Origin of the sequence: Leclercia sp. UBA5076, from assembly GCF_002416465.1 — a bacterium.
Classification (GTDB): domain Bacteria; phylum Pseudomonadota; class Gammaproteobacteria; order Enterobacterales; family Enterobacteriaceae; genus Enterobacter.
On sequence record NZ_DIAO01000001.1, the window covers coordinates 200,734 to 221,750 of the forward strand.

19 protein-coding genes are annotated in these 21,017 nt (G+C 50.8%); 7 read left to right on the forward strand and 12 right to left on the reverse strand.

Annotated elements, in window-relative coordinates; all coding sequences use genetic code 11:
• Positions 1 to 151 precede the first annotated feature (151 nt).
• Genes B3X29_RS00890 through B3X29_RS00900 form a run of 3 tightly spaced genes read left to right on the forward strand, consistent with a single transcriptional unit; the run spans position 152 to position 3,070 of the window.
• Positions 152 to 1,840, forward strand: coding sequence for a sensor histidine kinase (locus B3X29_RS00890; protein WP_103180281.1), 1,689 nt, complete (start codon positions 152 to 154; stop codon positions 1,838 to 1,840).
• Complete coding sequence (gene btsR / locus B3X29_RS00895) at positions 1,834 to 2,553, forward strand: two-component system response regulator BtsR (protein WP_103180279.1); 720 nt, start codon at positions 1,834 to 1,836, stop codon at positions 2,551 to 2,553. The genes B3X29_RS00890 and btsR overlap by 7 nt, the downstream gene beginning before the upstream one ends.
• Before the next feature lie 46 nt (positions 2,554 to 2,599).
• Positions 2,600 to 3,070: a DUF1456 family protein gene (locus B3X29_RS00900; RefSeq protein WP_103180277.1), complete on the forward strand. Its 471-nt coding sequence runs from the start codon at positions 2,600 to 2,602 to the stop codon at positions 3,068 to 3,070.
• Between the two features lie 105 nt (positions 3,071 to 3,175).
• On the opposite strand, the gene metG is transcribed toward B3X29_RS00900, so the two are convergent.
• Positions 3,176 to 5,209, reverse strand: coding sequence for a methionine--tRNA ligase (metG, locus tag B3X29_RS00905; RefSeq protein ID WP_103180275.1), 2,034 nt, complete (start codon positions 5,207 to 5,209; stop codon positions 3,176 to 3,178).
• A 165-nt stretch (positions 5,210 to 5,374) separates the two neighbouring features.
• On the opposite strand from metG, the gene apbC reads away from it, so the two are divergent.
• Positions 5,375 to 6,484 carry an iron-sulfur cluster carrier protein ApbC gene (gene apbC, locus B3X29_RS00910; protein ID WP_103180274.1) on the forward strand — a complete coding sequence of 370 codons (1,110 nt, stop codon included), beginning with the start codon at positions 5,375 to 5,377 and terminating at the stop codon, positions 6,482 to 6,484.
• 80 nt (positions 6,485 to 6,564) lie between these two features.
• Here the strand turns inward: apbC and B3X29_RS00915 are convergent, their stop codons facing one another.
• Positions 6,565 to 6,897, reverse strand: a complete 333-nt coding sequence (locus B3X29_RS00915) for an RcnB family protein (protein WP_103180272.1) — start codon at positions 6,895 to 6,897, stop codon at positions 6,565 to 6,567.
• A gap of 499 nt (positions 6,898 to 7,396) precedes the next feature.
• Between B3X29_RS00915 and B3X29_RS00920 the strand changes: the two genes are divergently transcribed.
• Genes B3X29_RS00920 through B3X29_RS00930 form a run of 3 tightly spaced genes read left to right on the forward strand, consistent with a single transcriptional unit; the run spans position 7,397 to position 11,183 of the window.
• Positions 7,397 to 8,536, forward strand: coding sequence for a polysaccharide export protein (locus B3X29_RS00920; protein WP_103180271.1), 1,140 nt, complete (start codon positions 7,397 to 7,399; stop codon positions 8,534 to 8,536).
• Positions 8,536 to 9,000 carry a protein tyrosine phosphatase gene (locus tag B3X29_RS00925; RefSeq protein ID WP_103180270.1) on the forward strand — a complete coding sequence of 155 codons (465 nt, stop codon included), beginning with the start codon at positions 8,536 to 8,538 and terminating at the stop codon, positions 8,998 to 9,000. The genes B3X29_RS00920 and B3X29_RS00925 overlap by 1 nt, the downstream gene beginning before the upstream one ends.
• Positions 8,982 to 11,183 carry a polysaccharide biosynthesis tyrosine autokinase gene (locus tag B3X29_RS00930; protein WP_159339579.1) on the forward strand — a complete coding sequence of 734 codons (2,202 nt, stop codon included), beginning with the start codon at positions 8,982 to 8,984 and terminating at the stop codon, positions 11,181 to 11,183. Before B3X29_RS00925 ends, B3X29_RS00930 begins: the two co-directional genes overlap by 19 nt.
• 42 nt (positions 11,184 to 11,225) lie before the next feature.
• Here the strand turns inward: B3X29_RS00930 and B3X29_RS00935 are convergent, their stop codons facing one another.
• The 10 genes from B3X29_RS00935 to B3X29_RS00980 all read right to left on the reverse strand — a co-directional run bounded on the left by B3X29_RS00935 (position 11,226) and on the right by B3X29_RS00980 (position 20,886).
• On the reverse strand, positions 11,226 to 12,692 hold the full coding sequence (locus tag B3X29_RS00935; protein WP_159339578.1) for a pyridoxal phosphate-dependent decarboxylase family protein: 1,467 nt from the start codon (positions 12,690 to 12,692) through the stop codon (positions 11,226 to 11,228).
• 18 nt (positions 12,693 to 12,710) lie between these two features.
• Positions 12,711 to 14,093 (reverse strand): diaminobutyrate--2-oxoglutarate transaminase, encoded by a 1,383-nt coding sequence (locus B3X29_RS00940; RefSeq protein ID WP_156654884.1) that lies wholly within the window; start codon positions 14,091 to 14,093, stop codon positions 12,711 to 12,713.
• A 242-nt stretch (positions 14,094 to 14,335) separates the two neighbouring features.
• Positions 14,336 to 14,797, reverse strand: a complete 462-nt coding sequence (locus B3X29_RS00945) for a hypothetical protein (protein ID WP_103180263.1) — start codon at positions 14,795 to 14,797, stop codon at positions 14,336 to 14,338.
• Positions 14,798 to 15,258: 461 nt separating this feature from the next.
• Positions 15,259 to 15,684 carry a hypothetical protein gene (locus B3X29_RS00950; RefSeq protein WP_236560460.1) on the reverse strand — a complete coding sequence of 142 codons (426 nt, stop codon included), beginning with the start codon at positions 15,682 to 15,684 and terminating at the stop codon, positions 15,259 to 15,261.
• Positions 15,668 to 17,044 carry a PAAR domain-containing protein gene (locus B3X29_RS00955; RefSeq protein WP_159339577.1) on the reverse strand — a complete coding sequence of 459 codons (1,377 nt, stop codon included), beginning with the start codon at positions 17,042 to 17,044 and terminating at the stop codon, positions 15,668 to 15,670. Before B3X29_RS00955 ends, B3X29_RS00950 begins: the two co-directional genes overlap by 17 nt.
• Positions 17,044 to 17,514 (reverse strand): PAAR domain-containing protein, encoded by a 471-nt coding sequence (locus B3X29_RS00960; RefSeq protein WP_103180261.1) that lies wholly within the window; start codon positions 17,512 to 17,514, stop codon positions 17,044 to 17,046. Before B3X29_RS00960 ends, B3X29_RS00955 begins: the two co-directional genes overlap by 1 nt.
• Positions 17,515 to 18,287: 773 nt before the next feature.
• Positions 18,288 to 18,644: a hypothetical protein gene (locus B3X29_RS00965; RefSeq protein ID WP_103180260.1), complete on the reverse strand. Its 357-nt coding sequence runs from the start codon at positions 18,642 to 18,644 to the stop codon at positions 18,288 to 18,290.
• Between the two features lie 140 nt (positions 18,645 to 18,784).
• A complete protein-coding gene (locus B3X29_RS00970) occupies positions 18,785 to 19,312 on the reverse strand; it encodes a hypothetical protein (RefSeq protein WP_139156353.1) in 528 nt (175 codons plus the stop codon).
• Entirely contained in the window at positions 19,312 to 19,554 is a 243-nt protein-coding gene (locus B3X29_RS00975) for a hypothetical protein (protein WP_159339576.1), read from the reverse strand. Before B3X29_RS00975 ends, B3X29_RS00970 begins: the two co-directional genes overlap by 1 nt.
• Positions 19,555 to 19,752: 198 nt before the next feature.
• Positions 19,753 to 20,886 (reverse strand): hypothetical protein, encoded by a 1,134-nt coding sequence (locus B3X29_RS00980; protein ID WP_159339575.1) that lies wholly within the window; start codon positions 20,884 to 20,886, stop codon positions 19,753 to 19,755.
• Between the last annotated feature and the right edge of the window lie 131 nt (positions 20,887 to 21,017).

Genomic DNA, 21,017 nt, shown 5'->3' on the forward strand with positions numbered 1-21,017 from the left:
TCTTTTTTCCCAAAAAAAATGCGAATATCAGATTATGTTCGGCTAAAGGTGTGATGGCTCACACGAAAACACATTTTCGTGCTTTGACTGCAAAGAAAGTTATTGCGCTTCGGTGTATGTTACGCGCTTTAAGAATTTGCGGTTTGTGGGTATGTACGAATTTAATCTGGTGTTGCTGCTGCTTCAGCAGATGTGTGTGTTTCTGGTCATCGCGTGGTTGATGAGTAAAACACGCCTGTTCATCCCCCTGATGCAGGTCACCGTTCGTCTGCCGCACAAGCTGCTCTGCTACGTCACCTTCTCTATCTTCTGCATTCTCGGCACCTATCTGGGCCTGCATATCGAAGACTCCATTGCCAACACCCGTGCGATCGGCGCGGTGATGGGCGGCCTGCTCGGCGGCCCGGTTGTCGGCGGACTGGTGGGGCTGACCGGGGGACTGCACCGCTACTCAATGGGCGGCATGACGGCGCTGAGCTGTATGATTTCGACCATTGTCGAAGGGCTGCTTGGCGGCCTCGTCCACAGCGTGATGATCCGTCGCGGTCGCCCGGATAAAGTCTTCAGTCCCCTTACTGCAGGCGCGATAACCCTGGTGGCCGAGCTGGTGCAGATGCTGATCATTTTGCTGATCGCCCGTCCCTTCGAGGACGCCCTGCATCTGGTGGGCAGCATTGCCGCGCCGATGATGGTCACCAACACCGTAGGCGCCGCGCTGTTCATGCGCATCCTGCTTGATAAGCGGGCCATGTTTGAAAAGTACACCTCGGCCTTTTCGGCAACGGCGCTGAAGGTCGCGGCCTCGACGGAGGGGATCCTGCGTCAGGGCTTTAACGAAGAGAACAGCATGAAGGTGGCGCAGGTGCTGCACCAGGAGCTGGATATCAGCGCGGTCGCCATTACCGATCGCGAAAAGCTGCTGGCTTTTACCGGCACCGGCGATGACCATCACCTGCCAGGCAGACCGATTTCGTCCGCATATACGCTTCGCGCCATCGAGACTGGTGAGGTAGTCTACGCCGACGGTAACGAAGTGCCGTACCGCTGCTCGCTGCATCCGCAGTGCAAGCTGGGCTCGACGCTGGTGATCCCCCTGCGCGGTGAAAACCAGCGGGTGATGGGGACCATCAAGCTGTATGAAGCGAAAAACCGTTTGTTCAGCTCCATCAACCGAACATTAGGAGAGGGGATCGCCCAGCTGCTCTCGGCCCAGATCCTCGCCGGGCAGTATGAGCGGCAGAAGGCGTTGCTCACCCAGTCGGAGATCAAGCTCCTGCACGCTCAGGTGAACCCGCATTTTCTGTTTAACGCCCTCAATACCCTGAAGGCAGTGATCCGTCGGGACAGCGATCAGGCAACGCAGCTGGTGCAGTTTCTCTCGACCTTTTTCCGTAAGAACCTGAAGCGGCCCTCGGAAATTGTCACCCTTGCGGATGAAATTGAGCATGTGAATGCCTATCTGCAAATCGAGCAGGCCCGGTTCCAGTCGCGCCTGCAGGTGACGCTGTCGGTGCCGGATGAGCTGGCCTGGCAGCAGCTGCCAGCCTTTACCCTGCAGCCGATTGTGGAAAACGCCATCAAGCATGGCACCTCCCAGCTGCTGGGCACCGGCGAGATCGCCATCACCGCCAGCCGCTTTAACCGCTATCTGGTGCTGGATATTGAAGACAATGCCGGGCTCTATAGCGGTGCAAAAGAGGGGGGAGGCCTGGGAATGGGGCTGGTGGACAAGCGTCTGCGCGCCCATTTTGGCGAAGATTGCGGCATTACCGTCACCTGTGAGCCCGACAGCTTTACCCGTATAACCTTACGACTGCCTCTGGAGGAACACGCATGTTGAATGTGCTGATTGTCGATGACGAGCCGTTAGCGCGAGAAAACCTGCGATTTTTGCTGCAGGAGCACAGCGATATTGAGATTGTCGGCGAGTGCGCTAACGCCATTGAAGCCATTAGCGCCGTGCACAAGCTGCGTCCCGATGTGCTGTTTCTGGATATCCAGATGCCGCGCATCAGCGGCCTGGAGATGGTGGGCATGCTCGATCCGGAACATCGACCCTACATTGTCTTTCTCACCGCCTTTGATGAATACGCGGTAAAAGCGTTCGAAGAGCACGCCTTTGACTATCTGCTGAAACCCATCGAAGAGCCGCGGCTGGAAAAAACGCTCAACCGTCTGCGCCAGGAGCGCAACGTGCAGGACGTATCGCTGCTGGCGGAACACCAGCAGCCGCTGAAGTTTATCCCCTGTACCGGCCACAGCCGGATCTATCTGCTGCAGATGGAGGACGTGGCTTTTGTCAGCAGCCGGATGAGCGGGGTGTTTGTCACCAGCCATGAAGGCAAAGAGGGCTTTACCGAGCTGACGCTGCGTACTCTGGAGAGCCGCACGCCGCTGCTGCGCTGCCATCGCCAGTACCTGGTGAACATGGCGCATCTGAAAGAGATCCGCCTTGAAGAGAACGGTCAGGCGGAACTGGTGCTGCGCGCCGGACAGACGGTGCCGGTCAGCCGTCGCTACCTGAAAAGTTTGAAAGAGGCGATAGGGCTGTAAAACTGCTACACTGCGCGCCATTGCATCATCGACACTCGAAGGCTCTATGCTCAGTAATGATATTCTTCGTAGCCTGCGCTACACCCTGAAAGCAAATAACAACGACATGGTGCGCATTCTTGCGCTTGCCGACATGGAATCCACCTCGGCCGGGTTCGACACCTGGATGACCAAAGAGGACGAGGAGGGGTTTGTTCGCTGCCCGGACATCATCCTCTCCGGTTTTCTGAACGGCCTGATCTACCACAAGCGTGGCAAAGATGAATCTGCGCCTGAGCTGTCGCTGGAGCGTCGTGTAAACAACAACACGGTGCTGAAGAAGCTGCGCATCGCCTTTTCACTGAAAACCGACGATATTCTGGCCATCATGAGCGAGCAAAAGTTCCGTGTCTCAATGCCGGAAATCACCGCCATGATGCGCGCGCCGGACCATAAAAACTACCGCGAGTGTGGGGATCAATTCCTGCGCTACTTCCTGCGTGGGCTCACCAACCGGGTGCATGCCGCGAAGCCGTAATATTGCCCGGCGGCGGGCCTACAGGTTATGGAGGCCGGGTAAGGCGAAGCCGCCACCCGGCAAAAAGGCATAAAAAAAGCCGGAGATTATCTCCGGCTTTTTTATTTATTTCACCTGGTGACCAGGCAGCGCACCGCTGTCCGGGCTTAACAGGAAAATATCTTTCCCGCCAGGACCTGCGGCCATCACCATCCCCTCAGAGATGCCGAAGCGCATTTTGCGCGGCGCAAGGTTCGCCACCATCACCGTGTGGCGACCAATCAGCGCCTGCGGGTCCGGGTAGGCGGAACGGATGCCGGAGAAGACGTTGCGCTTCTCGCCGCCCAGATCGAGGGTCAGGCGCAGCAGCTTATCGGAGCCCTCCACAAATTCCGCGTTTTCGATCAGCGCCACGCGCAGATCGACCTTCGCGAAATCGTCAAAGGTGATGGTTTCCTGAATCGGATCGTCCGCCAGCGGGCCGGTTACCGGTGCGGCGGCGGCTTTCACCTCTTCTTTCGAGGCTTCAACCAGGGCTTCAACCTGCTTCATCTCGATGCGGTTGTAGAGCGCCTTGAAGGCGTTCAGCTTATGGCCGAGCAGCGGCTGATTGATGCTGTCCCAGCTCAGTTCGGTGTTCAGGAACGCTTCAGTACGCGCGGCCAGCTGCGGCAGAACCGGCTTGAGGTAAGACATCAGTACGCGGAACAGGTTGATCCCCATGGAGCAGATCGCCTGCAGGTCAGCGTCGCGGCCTTCCTGTTTGGCAACTACCCACGGTGCCTGCTCGTCAACGTAGCGGTTCGCCAGGTCGGCTAGGGCCATAATTTCACGCACCGCTTTACCAAACTCGCGGCTCTCCCACGCTTCGCCAATCACGGCAGCCGCGTCGGTGAAGGTTTTGTACAGCTCAGGATCGGCCAGTTCCGCCGCCATCACGCCGTCGAAACGCTTGGCGATAAAGCCGGCGTTACGGGAGGCCAGGTTGACCACTTTGTTCACGATATCGGCATTGACGCGCTGCACGAAATCTTCCAGGTTCAGGTCGATATCGTCGATACGGGACGAAAGCTTCGCCGCGTAGTAGTAGCGCAGGCTGTCGGCATCAAAGTGGTTCAGCCAGGTGCTGGCTTTAATGAAGGTGCCGCGCGATTTGGACATCTTCGCGCCGTTCACGGTGACATAGCCGTGGACAAACAGGTTGGTCGGCTTGCGGAAACCGCTGCCTTCCAGCATGGCTGGCCAGAACAGGCTGTGGAAGTAAACGATGTCTTTGCCGATGAAGTGATAGAGCTCGGCCGTGGAATCTTTTTTCCAGTATTCGTCGAAGCTTACGGTATCGCCGCGCTTGTCGCACAGGTTCTTGAAGGAGCCCATGTAGCCGATAGGCGCATCCAGCCAGACGTAGAAGTATTTGCCCGGCGCGTTCGGGATTTCGAAGCCGAAGTAGGGTGCATCGCGGGAGATATCCCACTGCTGCAGGCCGGATTCAAACCACTCCTGCATCTTGTTCGCCACCTGCTCCTGCAGCGCGCCGCTGCGGGTCCACGCCTGCAGCATTTCGCTGAACGAAGGCAGGTCGAAGAAGAAGTGTTCGGAGTCACGCATCTCTGGGGTCGCGCCGGATACCACGGACTTCGGCTCAATCAGCTCGGTTGGGCTGTAGGTCGCGCCGCACACTTCGCAGTTATCGCCATACTGGTCCGGCGACTTACATTTCGGGCAGGTGCCTTTCACGAAACGGTCCGGCAGGAACATGCCTTTTTCCGGATCGTAGAGCTGAGAAATAGTGCGGTTTTTGATAAAACCGTTCTCTTTCAGACGGGTGTAGATCAGCTCCGACAGTTCGCGGTTTTCGTCGCTGTGCGTGGAGTGATAGTTGTCATAGCTGATGTCGAAGCCAGCAAAATCGGTCTGATGCTCCTGACTCATTTCGGCAATCATCTGCTCCGGGGAGATACCCAGCTGCTGCGCTTTCAGCATGATTGGCGTGCCGTGCGCGTCGTCTGCACAGATGAAGTTTACCTCGTGGCCGCGCATTCGCTGGTAACGGACCCAGACATCAGCCTGGATATGCTCCAGCATGTGGCCGAGGTGGATGGAGCCGTTAGCGTACGGCAGAGCGCACGTCACCAGAATTTTTTTCGCGACTTGAGTCATAGTAGGTATTACTTCTTTTAGCTGTAAAAAGGGTTTTTGATGTTACCCGAAAGGGAATAACTACGCCAAGTGATAAGGGCATTAATCCATAAATGAATAATTGTTACCTCTGGGGTAAACTTGGTAATTACATCTCTTTTTCAGAACAACTACAAAGGAGTCGGGATGAGTTCTCAATCCCAGGCCAAATCACCGGAAGCCTTGCGCGCAATGGTTGCCGGGACGCTGGCTAATTTTCAGCACCCCACCCTGAAGCACAATCTCACCACGCTGAAAGCGTTACATCACGTGGCGTGGCTGGATGATACCCTGCATGTCGAACTGCATATGCCTTTCGTCTGGAGCCATGCATTCGAGACGCTGAAAGAACAAACCAGCGCCGAGCTGCTGCGCATCACCGGGGCGAAAGCCATCGACTGGAAATTAACCCATACCATCGCCACGCTGAAACGGGTGAAGAACCATCCGGGTATCAATGGCGTGAAAAATATCATTGCTATCAGTTCCGGCAAGGGCGGGGTAGGGAAATCCTCCACCGCCGTGAACCTGGCGCTGGCGCTGGCCGCTGAAGGGGCGAAGGTCGGTATTCTGGATGCCGATATCTATGGCCCGTCAATTCCTAACATGCTGGGCGCGGAAAATCAGCGTCCGACCTCGCCGGATGGCACCCATATGGCGCCGATTATGGCTTACGGTCTGGCGACCAACTCCATTGGCTATCTGGTTACCGACGACAACGCCATGGTGTGGCGCGGGCCGATGGCCAGCAAGGCGCTGATGCAGATGTTGCAGGAGACAATGTGGCCGGATCTCGATTATCTGGTGCTCGATATGCCGCCGGGCACCGGTGACATTCAGCTGACCCTGGCGCAGAACATCCCGGTGACCGGCGCGGTGGTCGTCACCACTCCGCAGGACATCGCGCTGATTGATGCCAAAAAAGGCATTGTGATGTTCGAGAAGGTTGAGGTGCCGGTGCTGGGTGTCGTTGAAAACATGAGCATGCATATTTGCAGCAACTGTGGTCATCATGAAGCCATCTTCGGCACCGGCGGGGCAGAAAAACTGGCTGCGCAGTATCATACCCAACTGCTGGGACAGATGCCGCTGCACATTACGCTGCGTGAAGATCTGGATAGCGGCAAGCCGACCGTCGTCAACCGCCCTGAAAGTGAGTTCGCTGAGATGTATCGTCAGCTGGCAGATCGCGTTGCCGCACAGCTTTACTGGCAGGGTGAGGTGATCCCGGGCGACATCGCGTTCCGCGCGGTGTAAGCCTTTGCCGGGTGGCGCTTTGCTTGCGCGGGCCTACACCTCAGGCCAGGTAAGCGAAGCGCCACCTGCGCATTAAGCGATTAACGGTGGTAGAAGATATCGCCGTTATACGCTTTGTAGATCTTACCGTCCGTATCACCCACCAGTACGTAGTTCTCGCCCATGTAAGTCCAGTGGGTCCCCGCATCCGGTTCAGGCAGGTTACGCAGCTTATACTGCTTGATGGTGTACTCAGGTGTCAGGTACTGCGCCGGGGCGAAATCACCAATCTTGTATTTCGTAAAATCGGCTACAAACTCCTGTTCCTCATAGGCCTGGATGCCAGAGGGGGCCGCTGCGGCTTGTGGGGCAGCAAATGCTGCGCTCGCCAGTGACATCAATACGCCCAGAAGTAGAATTTTACCTTTAGTCATTTTATCTCCAGATTTACCGTGGCCATTACTCTTGTTCTGCCGTTTCGTGGCTGAGCAACAGATAGTCTATTTTATGTTTTGCCGGTTGGCTAAGGGTGTAAAAAATGTAACAAATCAACACATCCCCCCGCTAATCGCATCAGCTTTAAATATTTACATTGTGAATTTATTTCCTGATTTAGATTTATAGTGTTTATCTTTCTTTTTATAAATTCTTAAATCACTGCCTTCAGACATAATAGTCGTCAACGTGCTATGTTATTTTTTCTGTGGAATGTTTATGATGCCGTTTGATTAATTTGTGCTGTTTTTGATTTGCTTTTTTTAAAAGATATCAACAGACAATCTCCAGTACGGCCAGTGTTTTTTTATTAGGTTATTTTTTTGTAACTCTCTGACTATAGTTAATATTTTTAAATTTAATAATGTAGCAAATTTAATGAGAGCTACAGGGAAATGCGTGGGCATTTAACGGAATATAATAGAGCACCTCTTATTAATGACAATACCACTCCGCACCAGTGTAAGTTTTATTTGCGCGCTATTATTGACAGGCTGCACCATTACGCCTGGCCAGCATATAAATACTTCCGGGAAAAATAATATTGCGGTTACTGACAATCCATATGATTTAAATAAAAAAATGGATGTCTGGCCATTAACGCCCTCCGTGATTGAACAGCTTCGCACAAGCCAGGTGAAATCTCAGGCAAATCCGAATCTGGATGAGCAATTAAAGCACTGGGAGTACCGTATCGGCCCCGGAGATGTGCTGATGATCACCGTCTGGGATCACCCTGAACTTACAACCCCTGCCGGGCAGTACCGTAGCGCAAGCGACACCGGAAACTGGGTCGGCGCAGACGGAACGCTCTTTTATCCTTACGTCGGTAAACTGCACGTGGCCGGAAAAACGCTCGCCCAGGTGCGCGAAGAGATCACCGCCCGCCTGGACAGAGTGATTGAAAGCCCGCAGGTTGACGTCAGTATCGCGGCGTTTCGTTCGCAAAAAGCCTACGTTACTGGCGAAGTGGTAAAGTCAGGGCAGCAGCCAATTACCAATATTCCGCTGACCATTATGGATGCGATCAATGCGGCGGGTGGCCTCTCCCCGGACGCGGACTGGCGAAATGTGGTACTGACGCACAAGGGTAAGGACACCCGGATCTCACTCTATGCCCTGATGCAGCACGGGGACCTGACGCAAAACAGGTTGCTGTGGCCGGGGGATATTCTGTTTGTACCACGCAATGATGCCTTGAAAGTTTTTGTCATGGGTGAAGTGGTGAAACAGAGCACCCTCAAGATGGATCGCAGCGGCATGACGCTGGCAGAAGCCCTGGCGAACGCGGGTGGCCTGAACCAAAGCATGGCCGATGCGACCGGTATCTTCGTCATTCGCTCCAACGGCAACAACAGTCAGGACGGCAAAATCGCGCGTATCTATCAACTCAATGCCCGCGATGCGTCTGCGATGGTGCTTGGCACAGAATTTCAGCTCCAGCCCTACGATATCGTCTATGTCACCACCGCGCCTGTCTCACGCTGGAACCGGGTATTGACGCAGCTGGTGCCGACGATCAGCGGCGTGCATGATCTGACCGAAACAGTGCGCTTCATTAAATCGTGGCCTGAATAATGATCCGATCCATTCTGGTGATTTGTACGGGAAATGTTTGCCGTTCCCCGATTGGCGAGCGGCTGTTACAGCAACAGCTCCCCTCGTTAACCATCGCATCCGCAGGTATCCGCGCGCTTGCCGGGTACCCGGCGGATCGCTATGCGCAAAAAATTGCTGCCAGGCATGGCCTGTCGCTGGCGGATCATGTTGCACGGCCGCTGACGATAGCAATGATGCGGGAATACGATCTGCTTCTTGCCATGGAGTCAGATCAAATAAACCGGATCTCGCTTATCGCCCCTGAGGTGCGTGGCAAAGCCTTGCTGTTTGGGCAATGGCTGAGGGAACAGGAGATACCCGATCCGTACGGCAAAAGCATGGAAGCTTTTGAATATGTTTTTCGCCTGCTTGGCGAAGCAAGCCAGGAATGGGCCAACCGACTTACCGTTAAGGGATTACGTACATGTCGTCGAACATTGTAAATACTCAGGGTCAGGCTGATAGCCAACATGAGCTTGATCTGGCACGTCTTCTGGGAGAGTTAATCGATCATCGCGTGGCTATTCTCGGCATTACGCTAATTTTTGCGCTCTTCGGAACGTTATACGCACTCTTTGCATCACCGGTCTATCTTGCCGATGCGATGGTGCAAATAGAAAATAAGCAGCAGAACAGTATTCTCAAAACCTTAAATCAGCTGACACCGGCGCTTTCACCAGATTCCAGCGCCGAAATTCAAATACTAAAATCGCGAATGATCCTGGGTGAAACGGTGGAAGCGCTGCGCTTACGCGATGAAATCACTCAGGTTCGCCTGCCGCTGATAGGCAAAGCATGGGCGAAGCTGACTGGTCAACCCGACGGCACATTGATTCTGGATAATCTGACGCTTCCCGAAACCGCGGGCGAGCCGATTATTTTGACCTTGACCGCTGAAGTTAAAGGCCGTTTTCTGCTGGAAGGAGAGGGTATCAGCGCGCACGGCACGGTAGGTAGACCATTGCAGCATGGCGGGGTGAGCATTACCGTTCGTGAATTGTCAGCACCGCCTGGCACGCAATTCCGGGTTCGGCAACGTGGCCCACTGGAAGTGATAAATGCCCTGAGCCGTCAGTTTAGCGTGACAGAGCAGGGCAAAGAGAGCGGGATCCTGATGCTGAGTCTGACAGGCCACGATCCTGTGCAGATTAAAAACACGCTCAATCATATCATGCACAATTATCTGCAGCAGAATATTGCCCGCCAGGCCGCACAGGATTCACAGAGCCTCGTCTTTCTGCAACGCCAGCTGCCGCTGGTGCGGCAAGAGCTGGAGCAGGCCGAGGAGCGTCTCAATACCTATCGTAAACAGCGGGACTCGGTGGATTTAACCCTGGAAGCCAAGTCAGTGCTGGAACAGATTGTTAACGTTGACAATCAGCTGAATGAGCTTACTTTCCGCGAGGCGGAGGTCTCTCAGCACTTTAAAAAAGACCACCCCACCTATCGGGCGCTGCGTGAAAAGCGGCAGACTTTAGAGAGCGAACGTGAACGACTGAACAAACGTGTTGAGACGATGCCGTCTACGCAGCAGCAGGTTTTGCGCCTTAGCCGCGACGTGGATACCAATCGGGCGGTTTATCTTCAGCTTCTGACCCGTCAGCAGGAGCTCAATATCTCCCGCTCCAGCACGATTGGCAATGCGCGCATTATCGACTCGGCAGCCACAAACCCTGGGCCTATCAAGCCGCGCAAGGCGTTAATTGTCGCTTTTATGACCCTGTTCGGATTCTTTATCTCTGCCGCTGGCGTGCTGGCAAAAGCAGCGTTACGACGCGGCATTAACGCACCGGAACAACTTGAAAAAGAGGGTATTAACGTTTATGCCACCTTGCCCCATTCGGTCTGGCTGCACAGCAAAACCCGGGTGGGCAACCGCTATTTCTTCCACTGCTCCAGGCGGCATAAAATCAAAGATGTGCCATTCTTGCCCGTCGACAGGCCGCTGGATAATTTTGTCGAAGCCGTGCGCGGATTACGCACCAGCCTGCACTTCGCGATGATGGATGCCGTAAATAATATTCTCATGTTCAGCGGCCCGACTCAGGACTGCGGTAAAACACTGGTCAGTACCTCACTGGCGGCGCTGGTGACGCAGGTTGATAAACGGGTGCTGTTTATTGATGCTGATATGCGTAAAGGCTACGTGCATAACATCTTTGGGTTGCGCAATGATGCCGGTTTGTCGGATGTACTGTCAGGTAAAGTGACCTTCCAGGCGGCGATTCAGACTTACACCAGCGGACAGTTTGATGTCGTGACCTGCGGGCAGTATCCGCCTAATCCTTCAGAGCTGCTAACGCACGATCGTTTTCGTGAATTCATGACCTGGGCCAGCGAACAGTACGACATAGTGATTGTCGACGCTCCGCCGGTTCTGGCGGTCACCGATGCTGCGCTGGTAGGTCGGATCGCTGGCTCTACCCTGCTGGTAGCCCGGTTTAACGTGACCAGCGTTCGCGAGATGGAGGTCAGCCAGCACCGTTTACAGCAGATGGGGGTCAACATCAAAGGGGCAATTCTGAACGACGTCGTGAAATCGGCGGCCAGCTATTATGCTTCCGGTTACAATGCTTATGGTTATTCTGCCGGACAGCACGAAAACGAGAAGAGTAAAGCGAGATAACGAAAGAGAGACCCGGCAGCGAACGCTGCCGGGTGGGACAACTTACTTAGCCAGCAGCTCGTTCGCCGTGCGTTCCACCAGTGACAGCAGGACTTTAACATCCTCCAGGGTCACAATTGGGTTCAGCAGGGTCAGCTTCAGGCAGGTGACACCGTTATGCTCGGTAACACCCACGTTAGCGCGGCCTGATTCCAGCAGGGCATCGCCAATCTTCTGATTGAGCAGCGCGATGGCCGCGTCATCCAGCTGATGCTCCGGACGGAAACGGAACAGAACGCTCGCCAGCTGCGGCGGCATGACCAGTTCCAGTCGCGGCTGCTCAGTGACATACGTCGCAACCTGTTGGGCCATGGTGACACCGTGATCGATGATCTCAGCGTATTTCTTCTCGCCCAGCGCTTCCAGGCTCATCCACAGCTTCAGCGCGTCAAAGCGACGGGTGGTCTGCAGGGATTTGGACACCAGGTTTGGTACGCCAGCCTCTTCGTCGAACTCAGAGTTCAGGTACGCCGCCTGATAGCGCATCAGCTCATAGTGACGCGCCTCTTTCAGCAGGAACGCCCCGCAGCTGATGGTCTGGAAGAACTGCTTGTGGAAGTCCAGAGTAACGGAATCCACCAGCTCGATACCGTCGAGGTAATCGCGATACTTCTCGGACATCAGCAGCGCGCCGCCCCATGCCGCATCGACGTGAACCCAGATATTCTGCTTCGCCGCCAGCTCTGCAATCGCACGCAGCGGATCGATAGCACCCGCATCGGTGGTTCCTGCGGTGGCAACGATCGCCAGAATCTGTTCGCCGTTGGCATTGCACTGCTCAATTTTCGCGGCCAGATCGTTAAGATCCATGCGCGAACATTCGTCAGTTTTTACCTGGATAACGGACTGGTAGCCGAGGCCCATCAGCGCCATGTTCTTCTGCACAGAGAAGTGCGCGCTCTCGGAGCAGAGCACACGGATCTTACGCAGATCGCCCACCAGACCATCCTGCTGGACGGAGTGGCCCTGACGCGCAAAGAAGGCATCGCGCGCCAGCATCAGACCCATCATGTTGCTCTGGGTGCCGCCGCTGGTGAAGACCCCAGCGTCGCCCGCCTGGTAACCCAGGCGGGTACGCAGCCACTCGATCAGTTTTATCTCGATAATGGTCGCGGACGGGCTCTGATCCCAGGAGTCCATGCTCTGGTTAGTGGCGTTGATCATTACTTCCGCCGCCTGGCTTACCACCAGGCTCGGGCAGTGCAGATGCGCCACACACTGCGGATGATGCACCGCCAGGCTGTCTTTCAGGAAATATTCAACGGCACGCTCGATAGCAGTTTCGTTGCCCAGCCCTTCCGGACTGAATTCCAGGTTGATACGCTCGCGCAGTTCGGCGACCGTTTTACCCTGGTACATTTCCGGCTGTTTCAGCCACTGCATGACCGCCTGGGTGCTCTGCTCGATCGCCTGCTGGTAGGCTTCGATGCTTTGCGCCGAGGACGACAAAATCGGGTTTAAATCTGACATTCTATCCATTGTCTCCGGTTAAACTGGGCGAACGCCCGCAGCAAGCAGCGCCTGCTCAAATTTGTCCAGGAACACATTCAGCTCCTGATCGCTGATCAGCAGGGAAGGCAGCAGACGCACAACGTTACCGTTACGGCCGCCACGCTCCAGAATCAGGCCCGCTTCGAAGCACTTCTTCTGGATCAGCGCAGCGAGCTCGCCGTCGCCCGGGAAGCAGCCCATATGGTCGGCAGCTTCGTGCGGTTTAACGATCTCGATGCCGATCATCATGCCCAGACCGCGCACGTGACCGATAACCGGATAGCGTTTCTGCAGCTCAACCAGCTTCGCTTTCAGCCACTCGCCCTGGGCGGCAACTTTATCAGCGATGTTCTGCTCTTTGAGGATCTGCAGGGTGGTGAGGCCAGTAGCCATCGCCAGCTGGTTGCCACGGAAAGTACCGGTATGGTGACCCGGAGACCAGGCATCGAACTGCTTTTTGATACCCAGAACGGCCAGCGGCAGACCGCCGCCTACAGCTTTGGACATCACCACGATGTCTGGCTGAATACCTGCGTGTTCGAAGGCGAAGAATTTACCGGTACGGGCAAAGCCAGCCTGAACTTCGTCGAGGATCAGCAGAATGCCGTGCTCTTCAGTCACTTTACGGATGCGCTGCAGCCATTCAACCGGCGCCGGGTTCACACCGCCTTCGCCCTGGACCGCTTCCAGAATCACGGCAGCAGGTTTACGCACGCCGCTTTCCACGTCGTTGATCAGGTTTTCGAAGTAGTAGGTCAGCGCTTTCACGCCCGCTTCACCACCGATACCCAGCGGGCAGCGGTACTGGTGTGGGTAAGGCATGAACTGGACTTCAGGCATCATGCCGTCAACCGCTTCTTTCGGAGAGAGGTTGCCGGTTACAGACAGTGCGCCGTGGGTCATGCCGTGATAAGCACCGGAGAAGCTGATAATGCCGCTGCGGCCAGTTACTTTTTTCGCCAGCTTCAGCGCGGCTTCAACGGCGTCTGCACCGGATGGGCCGGTAAACTGCAGGCAGTACTCTTTACCCTGACCTGGCAGCAAGGAGAGCAGGTATTCTGAGAACGCGTCTTTTAACGGCGTAGTCAGATCCAGGGTATGTAACGGCAAGCCGCTGGTAATGACACTTTGAATGCTTTTCAGCACATCAGGATGGTTATGACCCAGCGCCAGCGTTCCCGCACCGGCCAGGCAATCAAGATACTCTTTATTATCCGCATCGGTGATCCACACCCCTTCCGCCTTCGTAATAGCTAAAGGCAGTTTGCGCGGATAACTCCTGACATTGGATTCCATTTCGGCCTGACGGGCCAGATAGGTTTCGTTGGTTTTGAAAGAAGAAGCATTCAAAGTATCAATACGGACTTTATCCGTCATCATATCACTCCTACAACCGCAGCTCAGCACGTGGCTCCGATTGAATAATTAATGAAAAAAATGAGAAGGGCCTCAAAAAACGCGGCCAATATAGAGCCTTTTTGCCCGGGGCTCAATGGTTAATTGTTTATCGTTTTGTAACGCGCGTTGAATCAACGCGCGTAAGGCGTAACCCCGCATGGTAGCTGAGGTTTTGTGGGGGGCGCTTCGTGTAAAAAAGAGGGGCGTTTTAGAATACTTTTGGACTACTTTTGAACGACGTTCAGAATGCCGTTGTCGCGCCCATGGGTTTTATTCCACGAGGCATCGGTCACGCCGTCCGCATCCAGTGAGATCGACAGGACGTAACCTGCGCCTCTGACTTCGTAGAAGTTAGCATTAAAGCGTTTCACCGTGGCTTTTTTGCCGTTGATGGTCGCCTGGGTAAAGCCGTTATTGATGCTGGCTTTGATACCGTTGGCGCTAAATGACGCTTCACGCAGCGGGTCGGCAACGTGTGCCGCCTGACCGTGTTGTACGGCTTCATGCGCATTCTCGAGGGCCTGTTTTTCCGCCGCGGCATTGATGGCGGCCTGACGGTTCTGGTCGGCAACGTAGCAGGCGTCGCGGCTTACGCCTTTGGCCTGACACTGCGCCAAGCGCTGCTCTTCTGAGACGCAGCCCGCAAGAAGCGTAGCCACTATCCCGACTAACAGAATCTTTTTCATACATTAACCTTAAATAAGTTGAGGAACCGATATTCCCCGGGGTTGATAAGTTCATTATTGTTGGTCTGGCCATTCTTTGCGTGCGTCTATAATAGAAACGCAGCGATGGCTCGGGATGACTATCGCGGAAGAGATGCGTTATCAGGTTGACGGAGATCACATTTAGCACGAATAGCTAAAAACTTGAGAGTTATCCTGGGACGATTATTGGAGGTTGGGTGAAAAACAAACTATATCTTACGCAAAAGGTGGGACGGGAGAAAAGCGGGGGATCACTGAACATTATTTATAAGCTGTTATTATCCTCAACTCCGTATGTTGTTGATGGGCTTTATTAATAGTAAATAATGAAAAATGAAATCAAGATAGTCAGTATTCCTACTTGCAACCGTCGCTTTCTTTCCTAGGACAAATTTTAAAATTAAATAGCCAAGCGTGTATCTTGGCTATTAATTTTATAGTTATATTTCAAATAATTGTGGCAAATAGAAAACTGCTAACATTATGAACAGACAAATAAAACCAACGATTGAAAGTCGCACTTTTACTCGTAACCAATCAGTGTACTGATTAGGGAGATCTTTGATGAAGCGAATTTGTTCATTGTCCATTCTGCGGGTATGAAATGAATTTTCCCTAAAATATAATGCTTTAATAAAGAAAGCATCACGCATAAAAGAGAAAAAAAATCCTGCGTCTTGATAAATTAAAACTTCTGCTGGTCTTGCTCCGAACTTATCTACAAATAATGAGCAAAGCTTAACAAATTTTTCATTGGATAATTTGTCATATATTACGCTGGAAGCGTATGTTGTTATTCCAAGAATCATAAAGATTCCAGAAATCTCAATTCGATGAATGGTCAAAAAATTAATTGCCGAAAACATTATACAATTGCTCCCCGCTTAACTCACCAACAGCACTGCCTACTGTACTGCCAGCATACCCTAAACTAATACCGGCAATGACAGTACAAACCAGTCCACCAACACCTGCACTACCAACACCGATTGCGACACATAATGGTATGGCGTAGCCGCCAGCGTAAACTCCACCGCCTGTACCCAAAGCAAAACTACCGATCTCGGTATACTTTTTCTTAGAGCATTCTTTCTCACGACCCACTGAGCAAGCCTGACTTACTTCATTAAGTGAATGGAGTCCGCTGAAGCCAATACCTAAATAACCAGTGTATCGCATTGCTTTAACATATTTGGCTGCCCGTTCAATGTGAGTTGCGTATCCATCAATATCACCCACTCCCGTTTCATTCCATTTGTGGGTAATAGAACTGCTCGAGAGGCCGAGTGCGTTTTTTATTTTGTTATATTCAACAAATTTCATGGCTTTATTAAGGAAACTGACTTTGAGTATGGACTCAAGCTCTTTAAACAACTGGCTACGCTTAACGTAAAATTGTTCACCAATCAACGCACCTCTTGTTATGTAGGTATTCTTATATGTATCCTGAATCTCTTTAAGAATTTTCTCGATATTCTCAAAGTATTTCCCAACAGGATCAGCAGCAAGGCCAATTCCAGTATCAGCGTAGCTGGTAAAATTAGCTATAGTAGCGTAATGCTTATGTAGGAAATTAGCTTCCTTGTGCGTCAATGGTGCCAATGCCGCATCAACTTGCGCTTTCGTGGATTTCATATGGGCGATCTGCTCATCGTCCTGCTTATCAGGATCAACCAGAAGCATAATAGAACCAGCTTTATAGCTTTTGCCTGTACCATTTAGTGTAACGAATAACTCTTTGGCTCCTATAGGTGGGTTTTCCGTGAACAGCAGACGTTGCCAGGCCTCTGTGGTGCCGCCATAAGGGAGAACGGCAAAACCTGCATCTATGCCAGTCTTCTTCGCTGTCTGAGCGTACTGTTCAGGGTCTGGTTCAATCTGATCTGGGAATACAGACATTTTGACGAGGTGAGACAGATCGGTGTGTGCTACTGTTTCATCTCCACCAAGTTCGTAATGATCTTCGAAGTTTGAAGGGACGAATTTCGATTTGCAGGGACAGGAGCTATAGCTGTGCAGAGTTCCAGCTATCCTTTTACCATGTATAGAGTCAGTATCAAGACCGCCACAGATACGGTAACGACCTGGATGTTTACCACAGGTCACTTGATGACCTTCACAGGCCATGTCTTTACCGAAAAACTGGTGATCATTCCATCCTTCAATAATCCGACCGCCGCATACCGTCTTATCACCTCTGAACAGAAAGTAACCTTTGGCTGCCATTAGTGCTTATTCCCTGGCATGTTTAAGAATCCTTTCGGGAATGTGTCACCTTCAGGGAAAATCAGCCTGCTGACGGACTGTGGTATTGAGATTATTTCGTCGCCATTATCAAGTATACTTCCAACCAGTGCTGCAGATGCGCCCTGCCTAATACGTGCTCCACCTGCACCGGAAATAACAGTGGCTTCACTGCTATCAGCGTAAACAACCTTATCTCCAACTCGTGCCATCCTATAACCGCCAACCGTACTACCTCCCGAAAGATTGCAGAGCATTCCCTCGTCGCGGGTAACGCTTCCCCCCACAGTGAACCGGAAAATGTAAGTTAATGAGCGACTAACGTGTTTGTTAAAATCTTCAAACTTTTCACGAGTCTTGCTGTCCCAGCTTTCTAAAAAATCTTCGTAGTAGGGTGACTGTGAAGAGGATTCTCGGAGTTCAGGCGTGATCTCATTGGTATATTGCTGCATAAATCCCTATGCTTGTTGTGGAAATATATTCTGTGGCTATTTTACAAACAATGACCACATGAGCAACAAGTATTGAATTTAAGTAAAACTACGTTTCGTAATAGATGGTTGGGAGATAGGGCGATGCTTTGTGATATTGCTTGGTCTATTAAGCACAAACCTTGAGTTACTTCCGATTTTACGCCGACAACTTCTAAATATCAGGTTAATACTAAAAAATCAGTACCAAGTTTCGACAGTTGTTAACATTAGCTGTAAGCAGCGGCCAAAGTAATTCAGGAGCAAGCAAACAAAGCAGAGTATAGCGCTAGTCCTATGGTGATGCCTCAACGATCATTTGATGATGTTTCTAGTTGTAGTGATTATGGTTATGCATGGATTAAACAATAAATTCGATAAAAAATATGGCTTAATTTAAGCCCTTAAAAACTGCAAATAGGGTAAGTTTACATAGTAGATGAACTACCTCTCATCTTATGTGTAAACTTCGATTTGAAACCCGCATAGAATGGGCATTCAAGGGATATATTTTTTAAAGCTATGGTCTAATTTTAGTTTGCAAGATTCTGAAGGGTTATCTAACCCTTTTTGATGCTGAGAGTGCTGAACCCCACTATAAACGGTTTACACATTAATTATGATATAATGAATAACATCAAGTTAATGTGTTTACGCATTGTGCTATTATTAAGGACATTAGGAATAACGAGATAATAGTAATGCAACATCCCCTTAGTAGATCCCTTGAGTAAGGATTTATTAAGGGGTATTCTTTATTTACCATCGATAATTTTTATCACTTCTTGCATAACAGGATCTTCATCAATCCAGTCATTTACCTTTTTAATAAATTCTCCAGCAGCTATAAGGGCTTCTTTCTCTTTAATATAACGGGGCAGTGTGTCAATAATACTCAAGGCCGTTTCTACAGGTTCACCAGTAAAACCTTCATTATCTAAAATACTTGAAGTGATGCTTTCAACAGCACCATTAATGATCGTTACTTGTTTTACAACCTTCTTCAAATCTCCTATAGCCATGTAATCAGTTCCAGCTCTGATAGCTAGAGCTATGTTACTTCTCGCAGCAGTATTACCCGCCTTTACTACTAAATCTTTGAAGAATCCCATTTTATGTTCATTTCTCAATTAATAAACTTATACAGAGAAAGAGACTAATAGCAGGTTAATAAATCCATGATAGAAACGCTATCAATCTCTTTTCCTATATAGCCCCCTAATAAAGAAGGGCTAATAGTACCTGTTTACTCCTATTTGGAAAGCTGAGCGTTTAACACAATTCCATTTTCAACTACAAGCGTTAACGTGTAGCCTTTCTTATGCCATTTCCCGTTATTAGGTTTCCAGCCTTGCCCTAACAGAAACTCAGAACCATCACCGATAGTACCATTGATTACAGCATCAGACTCAGCACTCACCTGTTTAAAAGCGGCGTCGTGATTAACTGGCTTATGTGCGCTTTGTGCGTATTGAATGAATTCACCGTTAGCGTCGTAATAACCCTTTTTACCATGCTTATAGACTACGCCATTATCCTGATCATCTTCATGATAGTTTTCCGAATCAGAGAGGTGATGATGATGATGGTGCTTGTGCTTACTATCGCTACCAATCTCTTTACCATCGAAAGCAGCAGCATGAGCGTTAGCAAGCGCCTGATTCATTGCAGCGCCCTTATATGCGGCGTTAGTCATTGCTTGCTCTTCTGGTGATACGTAGCGTTGAGCACAGCCAGCCAGCACAGAAGTAAGTACACAAACCAAAACTATTTTATTCATTAGTAATTTTCTCCAATATTATCTTCACAATCCGAAAGGAAGCTAATCACATCCTCAGAAGCGTTATATGCACGTTTGGAATATTCGTAGGCTTTTTCCGATAAACCAATAGCATCAGCATTTTTAGCTTTACGTGAAAAGTCACTAGCATCTTGAGCAGCAGATCTAGCAGAGTCTAAATCACATGCTATAACATTAACTGTAAACAAAGCCATTAAGCCCACAATCAATAACTTTTTCACACCATCACCATCTATTAATTAAAAGCCTAGAGATATTGTTATTATTTCAAATGATAAAAAACCAACTACTAACCAAATTGTAAAACTAAAATCATCCATTAGCCTTAACCAATCTCAAGGCAATAAATAAGCCAATAAGACTAAAGGCCATGCATAGCAATAATATTTTCATTTAGGATTTTGTATTTATTGCATCGGTTAGTAATGGAATCCACCGCCAGATTTACCGCCGCCGATATGTGAGCCAGCAGTAGAGAAACCGCCAGCAGAGCGGGAAGCTTGCGCGTTGTTAGCACCATTACCAGTGCCATGCTCAGAACGGCTATTTTTCTGATGATCGCTATGTACTGATTTTACAGGGGCATCAAATACGCTTTCATAGGGTATTGAAATCTGGATAGTGGAATCGATAGCAGCGATAGCGCCAGCAGTGGTGATGATACTACCCACTTGCACAGGTGTAGACGCTGGTACAGATGAAACACCTACGTTAATTGAGCTATTCGCAACTTTGCTAGTAATGGCTACAGGATTCCCCACTGGATTAGTTTTAACTCCTGGATTCATCGTAGAAGGTGCAACACCCGGAGCAGCAGCAGAGCTAGCCATTTTGCTAGCAGTCAATGCCGCTTGTAGAGCAGCAGCATCAGTAGTGTTTGCTACAGTGGTGCTAGATAACGTAGCAGGAGCCGCTACACCATTAATCACACTTCCAGCAGGTAAACCAGCTACGGGTGCTGTTGACAGGTTTGGATTAACTACCGTCTGAGATACGGTGTAAGACACTGGAGCAGGAGCAGCACCAACAACAGTACCGGGAGCCATACCGGGTGCGGTGGTAGGGGAGGCGGTGTTTACCGTTACAGTGAGTGGTGCTGATGGTGATGCTGGCGCTGATGGTACTGATGGTGTTGCTGACGGCGTTACAGATTGCACAGGAGCAGCTGGAGCATTAGGTGTAGCACTCATGTTAGCCGTAACCTGATTCATATGTGCTGTAACTTGAGCTTGTTGATTAGCTAAGTCTTGAGCCTTCAAAGCATTCAGTTGACCAATTGAAGCGGCTTGAGCATCACGCTGTTGTGCTAACTGATTTCTAAGGGCAGTAGAACGCACTTGAGCTAATGCAGAGTTTAGATCTTTCTGAGCGCGGGATATCTGAGAAGCATCACCAGATTTAGCGGCTTTATCCATATTGTAAGATGCAAGGCTAGCAACAGCTTTAGCAGCAGCCATATCACGACCTGCCTGAGCTTGCAGAGGTTCAGCATAAGCATTGAAAGCTGAGATAGTAGAAGTAGCGACGATGATAGCAAGAATAGAACGTTTCATGGACTGCTGAGATCCTAATTAAGTCGTTGATAGTAATGATTAATTTTGTAAGGCATTGATTATGCGAATACAAAATTTACATTTGTCAGGTTTGGTAATCTTTTTTAATGCCGTGAAGAAACTATCATCGA

Coding starts and splice junctions, on each gene's coding strand:
- B3X29_RS00890 (WP_103180281.1), top strand. CDS start 152: ATGTACGAATTTAATCTGGTGTTGCTGCTGCTTCAGCAGATGTGTGTG.
- btsR (WP_103180279.1), top strand. CDS start 1,834: ATGTTGAATGTGCTGATTGTCGATGACGAGCCGTTAGCGCGAGAAAAC.
- B3X29_RS00900 (WP_103180277.1), top strand. CDS start 2,600: ATGCTCAGTAATGATATTCTTCGTAGCCTGCGCTACACCCTGAAAGCA.
- metG (WP_103180275.1), bottom strand. CDS start 5,209: ATGACTCAAGTCGCGAAAAAAATTCTGGTGACGTGCGCTCTGCCGTAC.
- apbC (WP_103180274.1), top strand. CDS start 5,375: ATGAGTTCTCAATCCCAGGCCAAATCACCGGAAGCCTTGCGCGCAATG.
- B3X29_RS00915 (WP_103180272.1), bottom strand. CDS start 6,897: ATGACTAAAGGTAAAATTCTACTTCTGGGCGTATTGATGTCACTGGCG.
- B3X29_RS00920 (WP_103180271.1), top strand. CDS start 7,397: ATGACAATACCACTCCGCACCAGTGTAAGTTTTATTTGCGCGCTATTA.
- B3X29_RS00925 (WP_103180270.1), top strand. CDS start 8,536: ATGATCCGATCCATTCTGGTGATTTGTACGGGAAATGTTTGCCGTTCC.
- B3X29_RS00930 (WP_159339579.1), top strand. CDS start 8,982: ATGTCGTCGAACATTGTAAATACTCAGGGTCAGGCTGATAGCCAACAT.
- B3X29_RS00935 (WP_159339578.1), bottom strand. CDS start 12,692: ATGTCAGATTTAAACCCGATTTTGTCGTCCTCGGCGCAAAGCATCGAA.
- B3X29_RS00940 (WP_156654884.1), bottom strand. CDS start 14,093: ATGATGACGGATAAAGTCCGTATTGATACTTTGAATGCTTCTTCTTTC.
- B3X29_RS00945 (WP_103180263.1), bottom strand. CDS start 14,797: ATGAAAAAGATTCTGTTAGTCGGGATAGTGGCTACGCTTCTTGCGGGC.
- B3X29_RS00950 (WP_236560460.1), bottom strand. CDS start 15,684: ATGTTTTCGGCAATTAATTTTTTGACCATTCATCGAATTGAGATTTCT.
- B3X29_RS00955 (WP_159339577.1), bottom strand. CDS start 17,044: ATGGCAGCCAAAGGTTACTTTCTGTTCAGAGGTGATAAGACGGTATGC.
- B3X29_RS00960 (WP_103180261.1), bottom strand. CDS start 17,514: ATGCAGCAATATACCAATGAGATCACGCCTGAACTCCGAGAATCCTCT.
- B3X29_RS00965 (WP_103180260.1), bottom strand. CDS start 18,644: ATGGGATTCTTCAAAGATTTAGTAGTAAAGGCGGGTAATACTGCTGCG.
- B3X29_RS00970 (WP_139156353.1), bottom strand. CDS start 19,312: ATGAATAAAATAGTTTTGGTTTGTGTACTTACTTCTGTGCTGGCTGGC.
- B3X29_RS00980 (WP_159339575.1), bottom strand. CDS start 20,886: ATGAAACGTTCTATTCTTGCTATCATCGTCGCTACTTCTACTATCTCA.